This is a genomic window from Lentzea xerophila (genome assembly GCF_051094245.1).
Taxonomy (GTDB): domain Bacteria; phylum Actinomycetota; class Actinomycetes; order Mycobacteriales; family Pseudonocardiaceae; genus Lentzea; species Lentzea xerophila.
The window spans coordinates 393180-405532 of record NZ_CP194934.1; the positions used below are offsets into that span (position 1 = coordinate 393180).

General features: G+C 68.1%; 11 protein-coding genes. 5 read left to right on the forward strand and 6 right to left on the reverse strand.

All coding sequences use genetic code 11. The annotated features are described in order from the left end of the window. Positions 1-27: 27 nt before the first annotated feature. The 3 genes from ACRSBM_RS01980 to ACRSBM_RS01990 all read right to left on the reverse strand — a co-directional run bounded on the left by ACRSBM_RS01980 (position 28) and on the right by ACRSBM_RS01990 (position 3601). Positions 28-1815 carry a DUF4153 domain-containing protein gene (locus ACRSBM_RS01980; RefSeq protein WP_434439024.1) on the reverse strand — a complete coding sequence of 596 codons (1788 nt, stop codon included), beginning with the start codon at positions 1813-1815 and terminating at the stop codon, positions 28-30. An 86-nt stretch (positions 1816-1901) separates the two neighbouring features. Beyond that, a complete protein-coding gene (locus ACRSBM_RS01985; protein WP_434452930.1) occupies positions 1902-2873 on the reverse strand; it encodes a HAMP domain-containing sensor histidine kinase in 972 nt (323 codons plus the stop codon). A 23-nt stretch (positions 2874-2896) separates the two neighbouring features. Next, complete coding sequence (locus tag ACRSBM_RS01990; RefSeq protein ID WP_434439026.1) at positions 2897-3601, reverse strand: response regulator transcription factor; 705 nt, start codon at positions 3599-3601, stop codon at positions 2897-2899. An 84-nt stretch (positions 3602-3685) separates the two neighbouring features. On the opposite strand from ACRSBM_RS01990, the gene recD2 reads away from it, so the two are divergent. After that, on the forward strand, positions 3686-5866 hold the full coding sequence (recD2, locus tag ACRSBM_RS01995) for an SF1B family DNA helicase RecD2 (protein WP_434439028.1): 2181 nt from the start codon (positions 3686-3688) through the stop codon (positions 5864-5866). Here recD2 and ACRSBM_RS02000 read toward each other — a convergent pair. After that, entirely contained in the window at positions 5835-6605 is a 771-nt protein-coding gene (locus ACRSBM_RS02000; protein WP_434439030.1) for an alpha/beta fold hydrolase, read from the reverse strand. The genes recD2 and ACRSBM_RS02000 overlap by 32 nt on opposite strands. A gap of 20 nt (positions 6606-6625) precedes the next feature. Continuing rightward, a complete protein-coding gene (locus ACRSBM_RS02005; protein ID WP_434439032.1) occupies positions 6626-6760 on the reverse strand; it encodes a hypothetical protein in 135 nt (44 codons plus the stop codon). Between the two features lie 229 nt (positions 6761-6989). Between ACRSBM_RS02005 and ACRSBM_RS02010 the strand changes: the two genes are divergently transcribed. Both ACRSBM_RS02010 and ACRSBM_RS02015 read left to right on the forward strand, forming a co-directional pair. Beyond that, a complete protein-coding gene (locus tag ACRSBM_RS02010) occupies positions 6990-8270 on the forward strand; it encodes a M14 family zinc carboxypeptidase (protein ID WP_434439034.1) in 1281 nt (426 codons plus the stop codon). Between the two features lie 87 nt (positions 8271-8357). Further along, entirely contained in the window at positions 8358-9449 is a 1092-nt protein-coding gene (locus ACRSBM_RS02015; protein ID WP_434439036.1) for a serine hydrolase domain-containing protein, read from the forward strand. Between the two features lie 60 nt (positions 9450-9509). On the opposite strand, the gene ACRSBM_RS02020 is transcribed toward ACRSBM_RS02015, so the two are convergent. Next, positions 9510-11126 carry a glycosyl hydrolase family 18 protein gene (locus ACRSBM_RS02020; RefSeq protein ID WP_434439038.1) on the reverse strand — a complete coding sequence of 539 codons (1617 nt, stop codon included), beginning with the start codon at positions 11124-11126 and terminating at the stop codon, positions 9510-9512. 233 nt (positions 11127-11359) lie between these two features. Between ACRSBM_RS02020 and ACRSBM_RS02025 the strand changes: the two genes are divergently transcribed. Both ACRSBM_RS02025 and ACRSBM_RS02030 read left to right on the forward strand, forming a co-directional pair. Next, positions 11360-12190, forward strand: a complete 831-nt coding sequence (locus tag ACRSBM_RS02025) for a helix-turn-helix domain-containing protein (RefSeq protein ID WP_434439040.1) — start codon at positions 11360-11362, stop codon at positions 12188-12190. A gap of 9 nt (positions 12191-12199) precedes the next feature. After that, positions 12200-12352 (forward strand): DUF397 domain-containing protein, encoded by a 153-nt coding sequence (locus tag ACRSBM_RS02030; RefSeq protein ID WP_434439043.1) that lies wholly within the window; start codon positions 12200-12202, stop codon positions 12350-12352. Position 12353 lies beyond the last annotated feature (1 nt).

A 12353-nucleotide genomic window follows, 5' to 3' on the forward strand; every position in this document is an offset into this window, starting at 1 on the left:
CTGCCACTTTACCTGACAGTTGACGGACTACCGCTCTCCGGAGTAGGTGTACTCACAGGTGACCTCAGTCACCGCAACACTTTCGAGTGACTTCTTTGCGTTGTGCCGGGCCAGGTTCCACTCGCGCCAGTCCTGCTCGACGTCGCGATTCTTCAACCACCGCAAGGCACACGAGCGTTCCGGCTCGGGCAGTCGCACGAGCGCGGGCACCGCGTCCTCCGACAACCGCGACAGGTAGGTCGTGTCGATCTTCTTCGTCGCCTCGAACCGCGACACGTTGTAGTCCGCCACCATCCGTTCGGGGTTCAGCACCACCACCGCGAGGAAGAACGCCGCCCCGGTGCCGACGATCGCCTTGGGCAACCAGTTGGCGCGCAACGAAATGCCGCTCGCGATCACCATCAGGTACACCACCGCGAGCCACACCTCGCACGACAGGACGAGCAACCGCAGCACCGTCCACCCGTACGCCTGCTGGTAGAACCACATGCGGCTCAAGGCACTCGCGACGATGACAAGTGTGAGAACAGCCAGCGACCCGAGCAGGATCCGCAGCCACAACTGTTCGCGCGCCGTCTTCTTGGCGGCGAACCGCGCGACACCGGCGATTACGCCGAGCGTGAGGATGGCGACCCACAACAGCTGCCAGAAGCCGGACCGCGCGTACTCGGCGAACGTGACACCCGCCGTCTTCATCACGTAAGCCTCGCCACCGAACAGAACCGCGAGCTGCGTTCCCACGAACCCGGTGAACAGCACCACAAGCACACCGACCGGCAGCCCGTAGTCCTTGAGCCGCAACGTGCCGGGCGTGCCCTCGGCGTCCTCGTTGATCGACGGCGGCGCCGCCACGAGGTAACACGCGCCCAGCGCACCGGCCGCGGCGACGACCCCGAAGAACCCCATCCGCACGAAGCTGCCGATCTCGAGGTCCGGCACCAGACTCTCGAGGAAGTCGTTGAACCCCTTGTCCGCCCCGGCCAGCAGCGACCCGAAGACCACCAGCAACACCACCGCCACACCGACGGACACGAACGGCCGGATCCCGATCGGCCCCCGCCTGCTGAGCCCCCTGGCGACCCACGGAATCGACCGCAACCCGCCCAGCCCGACCCCGACAGCGCCGAACACGAGCCCGCGCACGGTCCGCCCGCCGCCCATCGCGATCGAGCCGCACAACATCGACGCCAGCACGCACAGCGGGAAGACCCACTCGGCGGCCCGCAGGAACCCCATCGCCAGGAACGCCAGCGCGCCCACCAGCCACAGCGCCCGCTCGACGGACGGCTTCCCCGCGTAGACCAGCACCCCGCCGACGCCGAACAGCCCGGCCAGGAACCAGCCGATGCCGTTGTTCGGCGGGGCGAGGAACGCCCCGGCCAGGCCCGCGACGAGACCCGCGATGAGCACTCTGGCCGGTGCGCCGGTCTTGGGCGGCGTCCACCAGGGCATGAACGGGACGCCGGCGCCGGTGACGACCACGGCTGGGGCGGGATGAGGTACGCCCTGCCACGGGGAGGGTGGGGGGAGGGTGGCGGTGGCGACCTGCGCTGGTCGGGGTGCCTGCGCAGCCTCCGTGGGCTTCGGTTCCTCCTTCACCTCGACGGGCTTCTCCTCCGCGATCTCAACGGGCTTCTCGTCCGAGCCCTTCTCCTCGGGGTCCGGCGAGCCCCCAGCACCCGCCGGTTCCCCACCCCCGGACGTGGGTCGATGCCCGACCTTCCGGAAGTTTCGGTACCTGCGCCGCGCGGCGGCCTGCCCCTGCGGCGACTCAGGCGAGTCGCCGGAAGACGTCGAGTCAGTCGAGTCAGTCATTTCTCTCTCCCAAGCCCGAAAACGGGCGTGCTTCACCGCCACACCAACCAAAGAGCGGTGCGAACCAGAAAGTCAGCCAGAAAAGCTCAGCGAGGCAAGGTCACCCGGATGCAGGACCCGGGCTCCACCACCGCGATGGTCCCGCCGTGCAGATCCACCACCCACCGGGCGATGGCGAGCCCGAGCCCGGTCCCGCCACCGCCCGCCCTCTCCCCTCGGGTGAACCTCTCGAAGATCCGCGACCGGTCGGCCGGTGCGATCCCCGGCCCCTCGTCCCGCACCTCCAGCACCACGGAACCCGCCACGGCATACCCGGACACGGACACCAATCCCCCGGTGGGTCCGTGCCGGGCGGCGTTGTCCACCAGGTTGACCAGCACCTGGTGCAGCCGCTCCCCGTCGGCGAAGACCGTCAGGTCCCCCGGCACGTCGATCGAGAACGACGCGGCGGGAGCCGCGACGGCCGCCTCGGCCACCACGTCGGCCACCAGCGACGACACCGGCAGCGTCTCGCGGTTCAGCGACAGGACCCCGGCGTCGATCTTCGACAGGTCCAGCAGCTCGGTGACCAGCCGCCCCAGCCGCTCGGTCTGCGCGAGAGCGGTCCGCATGGTCGCGGCATCGGCGACCGCCACCCCGTCCACCACGTTCTCCAGCACGGCCTGCAGGGCCGAGATCGGGGTCCGCAGCTCGTGCGACACGTTCGCGATCAGCTCACGTCGTTGCTGGTCGGCGGCGGCGAGGTCGGCGGCCATCACCGTGAACGCCTCCGCGAGCTGCCCGACCTCGTCCGACGACGTGGCCCGCACCGACCGCGAGTAGTCCCCGGACGCCATCGACCGCGCCGCCGACGTCATCTGGCGCAACGGTGACGTCATGCCGTGCGCCAGCAACTGCGAGGTCAGGAGTCCCAGGACCAGCGCGATCAGGGTGGTCCGCGGCGGCAGCCAGCCGGTCACGTAGCGGAAGTACGCGAACGACACACACCCCGACACCACGATGACGATCCCGAGCTTGAGCTTGATCGACCGCACCGAGTCCAACGGACGCGGCAGCATGTCCACGAGCTCCAGCAGACGCCTCACCGGGACACCTTCTTCTGAGGATCCTTCTTTTGGGGAACCTCCAGCGCGTACCCCACCCCGTGCACGGTCCTGATCAGGTCGGCCCCGAGCTTGCGCCGCAGCGCCTTCACGTGGCTGTCGACCGTCCGCGACGACGCCCCCTCGTGCCACCCGCACGCCTCCGCCAGCAACCGCTCCCGCGCCTGGACGGCGGACGGCCGTTCGGCGAGGAACACCAGCAGGTCGTACTCGGTGGGCGTCAGGTGGGCCTCGACGCCCGCCCGCGACACCCGGCGTGAGGCCAGGTCGATCAGCAGGTCGCCGAGTTCCAGCGACTGCGACGACACGGCCCGTGACACTCGTCGCAGCAGCACGTGCACCCGTGCGGCGAGCTCACGCATCGAGAACGGCTTGGTCAGGTAGTCGTCGGCCCCCACGGCGAGCCCGACCAGCAGGTCGGTCTCGTCCCCCCGCGCGGTCAGCATCAGCACCGGCACCGACCGGGACGCCTGGATCCGCCGGCACACCTCGAGCCCGTCGAACCCCGGCAGCATCACGTCGAGAACCACGAGGTCAGGCAGGAACGACGCCGCCTGAGCCACCCCGGACGGCCCGTCATGAGCCACCGACACCTCGAACCCCTCTGCCCGCAGCCGCGCGGCCACGGACTCGGCGATCGTGATGTCGTCCTCCACGACGAGCACCCGGCGCTGACCTGTCATGGCGGCGACTTTATGGGTATGTCGTGGAGGACGCCGGGACAAGTTGTGAAGATCGTGTGCAGAAGCTCGATGTAGGTTCGCGGCATGAACGTCCTCGAAGCGGTCCTGGAAAGGATCACCTACGCCAACGAGGACAACGGCTACACCGTCGCGAAGGTCGACACCGGCCGCGGCGACCTGGTCACGGTCGTCGGCGCCCTCCTCGGCGCGCAGCCGGGGGAGTCGATCCGGATGCTCGGCCACTGGGGCTCGCACCCGCAGTACGGCAAGCAGTTCCACGTCGACGACTACACGACGATCCTGCCCGCGACGATCCAGGGCATCCGCCGCTACCTCGGCTCCGGCCTGATCAAGGGCATCGGCCCGGTGCTCGCGGACAAGATCGTCACCCACTTCGGCGTCGACGCGCTGGACGTCATCGAGAACTCCCCCGAGCGCCTGATCGAGGTCCCGAAGCTCGGCCCGAAGCGCACCAAGCTCATCGCGGACGCCTGGGAGGAGCAGAAGGCCATCAAGGAGGTCATGGTCTTCCTCCAGGGCGTCGGCGTCTCCACGAGCCTCGCCGTCCGCGTCTACAAGCAGTACGCGGACAAGGCCATCGAGGTCGTGCGGGAGGAGCCCTACCGGCTCGCCAGTGACGTCTGGGGCATCGGCTTCAAGACCGCGGACGTGATCGCGAAGGCCGTCGGCATCCCGCACGACAGTCCGCAACGCGTCAAGGCGGGCCTGCAGTTCACACTCTCCGAGGCGACCACGAACGGCAACTGCTACCTGCCGGAACAGGCCCTCATCGCGGAGGCGATCAAGATCCTCCAGGTCGACACCGGCCTGGTCATCGACTGCCTCGCCGAGCTCGTCGAGGAGGAGGGCGTCGTCCGCGAGGAGCTCCCGGACGACGAGATCGCCATCTACCTGGTCCCGTTCCACCGCGCGGAGATCTCGCTGGCGGCGCAGCTCAAACGCCTGCTGCACAGCGACAACGACCGCATGCCGAGCTTCGGAGGCGTCGACTGGGACAAGGCCTTCGCCTGGCTCGGCACGGAGCTCGAACAACACCAGGCGGAAGCCGTGAAACTCGCGCTGACGCAGAAGGTCGCGGTCCTGACCGGCGGCCCCGGCTGCGGCAAGAGCTTCACCGTCCGCTCGATCGTCCGCCTCGCGCAGGCGAAACGGGCCAAGATCGTCCTGGCCGCGCCCACCGGACGGGCGGCGAAGCGCCTCACCGAGCTGACCGGCCACGAGGCCCGCACCGTCCACCGCCTGCTGGAGCTGCGGCCGGGCGGCGACGCGGCGTACGACCGCGACCACCCGCTCGACGCGGACCTGGTCGTCGTGGACGAGGCGTCGATGCTGGACCTGTTGCTGGCCAACAAACTCGTGAAGGCCGTCCCGCCCGGCGCGCACCTGTTGCTGGTCGGCGACGTCGACCAGCTGCCGTCCGTCGGCGCGGGCGAGGTGCTCAGGGACGTGCTGGCGCAGGGCAGCCCGATCCCGAACGTCCGCCTCACCCACATCTTCCGCCAGGCGCAGGAGTCCGGCGTCGTCACGAACGCGCACCGCATCAACAGCGGCGACTACCCGATCGTCCAGGGACTGCCGGACTTCTTCCTGTTCAGCACCGACGAGGCCGAAGAGGCGGCGACGGTGACCGTCGACGTCGTCGCCAACCGCATCCCGCGCAAGTTCCGGTTCGACCCGCGCAAGGACATCCAGGTCCTCGCCCCGATGCACCGCGGACCGGCGGGCGCCGGCGCGCTCAACACCGTCCTGCAGGAGGCTTTGACGCCGTCACGCGACAACCTGCCCGAGAAGCGCTTCGGCGGCAGGGTGTTCAAGCTCGGCGACAAGGTCACCCAGATCCGCAACAACTACGACAAGGGCCGCAACGGCGTCTTCAACGGCACGCTGGGTGTCGTGATCGCGCTGGACCCGGTCGAGCAGAAGCTCACGATCCGCACCGACGAGGACGAGGAAGTCGACTACGAGTTCTCCGAGCTGGACGAGCTCAGCCACGCCTACGCCATGACGATCCACCGCTCGCAGGGCAGCGAGTACCCGTGCGTGGTCATCCCGGTCACGACCAGCGCGTGGATGATGTTGCAGCGCAACCTGCTCTACACGGCCGTCACGCGCGCCAAGAAGCTCGTCGTGCTGGTGGGCTCGAAGCGCGCGATCGGCCAGGCCGTCCGAACGGTCGGGGCGGGCCGCCGCCACACGGCCCTGGCCCACCGGCTCAGGACCGCACAGACGTCAGGTGGTCGGTGATCAGCCCCGCCCATGGCGCCGCGGACTCCAGCGCGATCGCGTGCCCGCACGGGATGTCGGTGTACTTCGAGCCGGGCACGAGGTCCGAGACCTCCTTGGCCAGCTGACGTGACAGCAGCTGGTCGCCGGACGCGCCGATCACCAGCGTCGGCGCGGTGACGCGCGGCAGCACGGCGGTCAGGTCGGTCCTCAGGAGCAGGTCGAGGTGCGCGGACGAGCCGGCCGGCACGCTCGCGCCGATCAGTTCGGCGAAGCCCGCCGCCTGCGCCGGGGTCAGCCTGGCCAGGTACTCCTCGCCGCACATCACCGAGAGGACGAACCGCGACAACACCTCGCGCGACCCGTCCAGGAGCGACTTCCAGCGGTCGATCCTGACCCTCGTCGCGGCGTCGACCTTCGCGAACGGCGAGCTCAGCACCAGCCCGCGCACGCGCTCCGGGTGCCGGACGGCCGCCGTGACGGCGACCGCGCAGCCCATCGAGTAACCGCAGACGTGGAACGACTCGTGCCCAGAGCGCACCGCGATCTCCACGAGGTCGTCGGCGAGCGCCTCCAGGTCGAGCGCACCCGCGGCCTTCGGCGACGCGCCGGAGCCCGGCAGGTCCGGCGCGATGACGGTGAAGTGCCGGGAGAGGGTCGCGAGGACCGGCCCGAAGTTGGCCTGGACGCTGCCTCCCGCGCCGTGCACGAGCAGCAGGGCCGGGCCTGCGCCCCTGGTGACGGTGGACAGGCCGGCCATCTTCGAACCCCCGAGTTTCGTCAGTCCAGGCTGCGGACGATGGTCGGCTCCAGACCGTCGTCGTCCGCGAGGGAACCACGCCAGGGAAAGTACAGGTGGTCCGGCAACCCGCGGTAGGAGATCTCAGCGACACCGTCGTTGTAGAGATGGTCCATGGCTTGCGCTCCCGTTTCTTCCCGAGCCCGGTGAGTGTCGTCCTCGCTGTTCGTCGAGTCGGTTTCGGCCTGCCAGCACAATAACCGCTGCGATGCTGAGTGAAATCCTATTGATTTTCGTCACAACGCGCCAAGTGGCGTGTTTCGGCGTCCCAAGGACCGGACGGTAATCATCCGGTCGGTCGAACGGACTGGCGGGACTCATCCGGACGGCCGATCATCGTCGATCATGCGCACCGCCGTCGCCCTGCTCGCCTGCCTGGCCGTCCTGCTCAGCCCCGCGCCGGCCCCCGCGGACGGGCCGCGCGCGACATACGTGCTGCGTGTGCCCGCCCCGCTGGGCGATTCCGCCCAACGGCTCCTGGGCCTCGGCTACGACGTCCTGGAGCAGCGCGACGGCGAGGACCTGTTCGTCATCGGCGACGCCCGGACGTCCGCAGAGCTCCGCGCCGACGGTTTCGCGTCCACTGTTGAGACGGCGATGCCTCCGTCTCAATGGGCGCCCCGTTCTGTCGGCGACACCACCTATTACGGCGGCTATCGGACCGTCACCGCCCACCTCGCGCATCTCGACCAGATCTCGGCGGACCATCCCGGACTCGCGACAGTCGTCGACTACGGCGACTCCTGGCGCAAGACCCAGGGCAACGGCGGATACGACCTGAAAGCACTCTGCATCACGAAGAAAAGCGCGGGCGACTGCGCATTGACGCCCGCCGCACCGAAACCGCGGCTGTTCGTGATGGGCCAGCTGCACGCCCGTGAGATCACCACCGGCGACATGGCGTGGCGGTTCATCGACGACCTGGTCGGCTCCGCTGACCTCACCGCCATGCTCGCCGACCTGGAGGTCTGGGTCGTCCCGATCGCCAACCCCGACGGCGTCGAGATCGTCGAGTCCGGCGGCGACACGCCGGTCCTGCAGCGCAAGAACGCCAACGGCACCTGCACCTCCGGCAGGCGTGGCGTCGACCTCAACCGCAACGCCGGCTCGCACTGGGGTGAGGCCGGCTCGTCCACCGACGAATGCAGCGAGACCTACCGCGGCCCGCGCGCCGACTCCGAGGTCGAGGTCCAGGCGCTGGAGTCGTTGTGGCGCAAGCTCTACCGCGACACCCGTCCGCCCGGCGACACCGCTGCCGCCACCACCGACACCACCGGCGCCGTGATCTCCATGCACAGCTACGGCGACTACGTGCTCTTCCCGTGGGGCTGGAGCACGCAGAAGACCGGCAACGACGCCGCCCTGCGCAGGATGGCCCAGGACATGGCCGCACTGTCCGGGTTCACCTCCGGCCAGCCGGGTGAGGTGCTCTACAACGCGTCCGGCGCCACGGACGACTGGGTGTACGACGACCTGGGCGTGCCGAGCTTCGTGTGGGAGATCGGCGCGAGCACCGGCGAGTGCGGCGGCTTCCTGCCGCCGTTCTCCTGCCAGCAGGAAGTGCACTGGCCGAAAGTGCGTTCCATGCTCGTTTCGGCCATGAAGGCGGCGCACCAGCCCTACTGACGGTTGAACGGGACCAGGGCAACCCCTAGGGAACGTATGCGACTGAAGGAGGATGCGGTCGGACACCGTGCCCGATTAGCTGGGGGCATGGGGATTCGATTGGTAGCAGCAGTAACCGCGACGAGCCTGCTGACGCTGACGACCGCGGGCACCGCCTCGGCGGACACGTCGAGCGTCGACCGCGAAGTCGTCCAGCAGGCTCTGGACCAGCTCACGCAGGGCGGGGGAGCCCTCGGCGTGCAGGTCAGGATCACGGACGGGCGGCAGCGTCTCACGGCCCGGTCCGGCAAGGCGCAGCTCGACAGCAACCGGCCGGTGCCGCTCGACGGCAGGTTCCGCGTCGGCAGCATCACCAAGACGTTCGTGTCCACGGTCGTGCTGCAGCTGGCCGGCGAGGGGAAGGTCGACCTGGACGCCACGGTCGTCCGCTACCTGCCCGGTTCGGTCGACAGCCGCATCACCGTCCGTCAGGTCCTGCAGCACACGAGCGGCCTGTTCAACTACACCGCCGGGTTGCCGCTGAGCCCGGAGGAGTTCGAGAAGATCCGCTACAAGCACTGGTCGCCGCAGGAGCTCCTAGCGATCTCGACGAGCAAGCCGCTCGACTTCGAGCCAGGCACGCAGTGGAACTACTCCAACACCAACTACGTCGTCGCCGGCCTGCTGATCGAGAAGCTCACGGGCAAGCCGTACGAGAAGGCGGTCTCGCAGCGGATCCTGAAGCCGTTGCGCCTCAACGACACCGAGGTGCCCGGCGACAAGGTGGGCATCAGCGGCCCGCACGCGCACGGCTACTGGAGCGTGAACGGGCAGCCGTCCGACATCACCCGGATCAACCCGTCGGTCGCCTGGGCGGCCGGTGAGATGATCTCCACGACCCGCGACCTGGACATGTTCGCCACGGCGCTGGCGAGCGGCAGGCTGCTCAAGCCCGCGCAGCAGCAGGAGATCAGCAGGACGACGGCCGTCAGCCCGTCCTACGGCCTTGGCCTGCAGGTGGACACCCTCCCGTGCGGCACCAAGGTGTGGGGCCACGGCGGCGGCATCCCCGGCTACTCCTCGCAGCTGCTGACCACGCCGGACACCAAGAAGCGCTTCGAGCTCAGCGCCACCAGCGCGCCGGTCGCCGGCGACCCCGGTGAGGCCTTCAACAAGCTCCTCACCGAGGTCTTCTGCTGATTCCGGGCAAACGAAAGGGGAGCTGGGCTGTCCCAGCTCCCCTCCCGGCGTTGTGAAGGACTACCCGAGGGCGTTCTTCATCGCGGTGATCAACTCTCCGTTCGCGGTGTCACCCGTGAGCTCCCAGAAGAACGCGCCGCCGAGACCCTGGCCGCGTGCCCACTGGATCTTGCTGGTGATCGTCTGCGGGGTGTCGTAGCTCCACCACTGGCCGTTGCAGAACGCGTAGGCCGTGCCGGCGATGGTGCCGGTGGCGGGGCACTTGTTCTTCAGGACCTTGTAGTCCTCGATGCCCGCCTCGAACGTGCCAGGAGCCGGACCCGTCGCCGTGCCACCCGGCGCCGCCTGCGTCACGCCCTGCCAGCCGCGGCCGTAGAAGCCGATGCCGAGCAGGAGCTTGCTGGCCGGAATACCCTTGCCGCGCAGCTTGCTGATCGCGGCCTCGGAGTTGAAGCCGGCGGTCGGAATGCCGTTGTACGACGTCAGCGGGGAGTGCGGAGCCGTCGGGCCCTGAGCCGCCCACGCACCGAAGTAGTCGTACGTCATGACGTTGAACCAGTCCTGGTACGGCGCCGCGCCGCCGTAGTCGGCCGCGTCGATCTTGCCGCCGTTGGAGCCGTCAGCGGTGATCGCCGAGGTGACGAGGTAGTTCGGACCGAACCGCTCGCGCAGCTTCTGCATCATGTTCTTGTACGCCGCGAAGCCACTGGTGTCGCACGACAGACCACACGCGTTCGGGTACTCCCAGTCGATGTCGATGCCATCGAACAGGCTCGCCCAGCGCGGGTCCTCGAGCAGGCTGTAGCAGGAGTCGACGAACGCCTGCAGGTTCCTCGACGCCTCACCGAAACCACCGGACCAGGTCCAGCCACCGAACGAGTAGAGCACCTTGAGGTGCGGGTACTTCTTCTTGAGCTTCATCAGCTGGTTGAAGTTGCCGCGCACCGGCTGGTCCCACGTGTCGGCGACGCCGTCCACGCTCTCCGCCGCCGTCATCGCCTTGTCGATGGCGGGGTAGGCCTCACCGATGGTGCACTTGCCGCCGGTCACGTTGCCGAACGCGTAGTTGATGTGCGTGAGCTTCGACGCCGAACCCGAGGTGTCGATGTTCTTCACCTGGTAGTTGCGCGCCGGGTACACACCCCACTCCGCGAAGTAGCCCAGGTTGATCTTCCCGGGAGGCGGCGGCGGACCGGTCGTCGTCGTAGTAGTGGTCGTAGTGGTCGTGGTGGTGGTCGACGTCGTGGTCGTCGTGGTCGGGTTCGTCCCGCCCGCGTCGCACGAGGCGCCGTTGAGCTTGCAGTTGGTCGGCGCACCGAACGTGCCGCTGTACGCGCCGTTGAAGCCGAAGCTCGCCGACCCGCCGACACCGATGGAGCCGTTCCAGGTGTTCTTGACCGTGACGGTCTGACCGCTCGTCGTGTAGGAACCGTCCCACAGCGACGTGACGCGGTGGTTGGCCGGGAGCGTGAACTCGACAGTCCACGACGTCAGGGCCGCCGCGCTGTTGTTGGTGATCGTGTACTTGCCCTCGAAGCCCGTTCCCCAGTCCGAACCCTTGGAGAACGTGGCGGAAACGCCACCGGCGCCGCTGGCAGCGGGCACGACGACGATTCCGAGGACCATCGCGGCGACGGCCGCGAAGAGAGCAGCTAGATGCCATCGGAACTTGGACATCGGTCTCCTCAGTCGCAGGGGTACCGGAACGATGTGGTTTAGACCACTCGAAGGTCAAGGTCTAGACCTCTGCCGTCACTCGAATGGAGCAGCCTGGAAACGGTTCCGGGCTCTTCGCTGTCCGATTTTGTCTACTTGGTTAACCATTGGAGGGGTTCCGAGACGACAGCCCTTCGGGTTGAGTTTCGGCCGGGCGACTGCACAAAGAGGACGGTCGGCCCTAATTTCGTTCCATGCCAAAGCGTTTCTCCACGGCGCGCGGGCGTGAGTTCGGCGATGCGGTACGAGCCGCACTGGCCGCCACGGGTATGTCCGCGCGCGTCATCTGCGAGAAGATCGACTGGGACCCCGGCAAGCTCTCCGACCTGCTCAACGGCAAGGGCGGCTGTTCGGAGGTCGACCTGGCCGTGCTGCTCGGGTTCTGCCGCACGCCGCCGGAAGAGCGCGAGCACCTGATGCGGATCTTCCGGCAGACCGACATGAAGGACTGGTGGCAGAACCACGCCGACCAGCGACCATTCGAGCTGCGCACCTTCCTGGAACACCTGAGGAAGGCCAAGGAGTACGTGTGCTGGATGCCGTTGTTGATCCCAGGCTTGCTCCAACTGCCTGAGTACACCCGGCCGCTGTGCCTGGCGTCGGCGACGTTCCCACAGGATCAGCTCGAAACGCGGATCGCCTCTCGGATGGCGATGCAGGAGGTCTTCCGGCAGCGGCTCGCCTGCACGTTCTACATCCACCAGCAGGCGCTGCTGTTGCCAGTCGGCGGTGAAAACGTGTTGCGTGCCCAGCTGCACCACCTCCTGCAGATGCTCGTGCGTCCATACATCGACATCCGAATCGTTCCCACCTCGGTGGGTGCACATGCCGGGCTTGCCGGAGGCTTCGAGCTGATGAGGTTCGACAGGTTCGAGCCCGTCGTCTTCCTGGAGAGCGAGAACGCGAGTTTTATCGTCGAACGGAAGGACTCTGTCGACGACTACGAGAAGGTCGTCAAGGCGCTCGATCGGGCGGCCCTGGATGCGGGAGAATCCCAACGGAGGATCTCCAAGCTCGCGACCTGAGGAGCCATCGTGTGGCGTAAGAGCAGCTACAGCGCGAACCAAAACAACTGCGTTGAGGTCGGCCGTGGCGTCGGCATCCGCGACAGCAAGGCTCCCGCGACGCACCTCCCGTTCAGCGCTTCCGCCTGGTCGGCGTTCCTGCGCACCGTCAAGGCGGGGTGAG

Bases quoted from the DNA above. Each gene is read 5' to 3' on its own strand.
- ACRSBM_RS02010 (WP_434439034.1), top strand. From the start codon at position 6,990: ATGCGCACCGCCGTCGCCCTGCTCGCCTGCCTGGCCGTCCTGCTCAGC.
- ACRSBM_RS02005 (WP_434439032.1), bottom strand. From the start codon at position 6,760: ATGGACCATCTCTACAACGACGGTGTCGCTGAGATCTCCTACCGCGGG.
- ACRSBM_RS02025 (WP_434439040.1), top strand. From the start codon at position 11,360: ATGCCAAAGCGTTTCTCCACGGCGCGCGGGCGTGAGTTCGGCGATGCG.
- ACRSBM_RS02000 (WP_434439030.1), bottom strand. From the start codon at position 6,605: ATGGCCGGCCTGTCCACCGTCACCAGGGGCGCAGGCCCGGCCCTGCTG.
- ACRSBM_RS01990 (WP_434439026.1), bottom strand. From the start codon at position 3,601: ATGACAGGTCAGCGCCGGGTGCTCGTCGTGGAGGACGACATCACGATC.
- ACRSBM_RS02020 (WP_434439038.1), bottom strand. From the start codon at position 11,126: ATGTCCAAGTTCCGATGGCATCTAGCTGCTCTCTTCGCGGCCGTCGCC.
- ACRSBM_RS02015 (WP_434439036.1), top strand. From the start codon at position 8,358: ATGGGGATTCGATTGGTAGCAGCAGTAACCGCGACGAGCCTGCTGACG.
- recD2 (WP_434439028.1), top strand. From the start codon at position 3,686: ATGAACGTCCTCGAAGCGGTCCTGGAAAGGATCACCTACGCCAACGAG.
- ACRSBM_RS01980 (WP_434439024.1), bottom strand. From the start codon at position 1,815: ATGACTGACTCGACTGACTCGACGTCTTCCGGCGACTCGCCTGAGTCG.
- ACRSBM_RS01985 (WP_434452930.1), bottom strand. From the start codon at position 2,873: ATGCTGCCGCGTCCGTTGGACTCGGTGCGGTCGATCAAGCTCAAGCTC.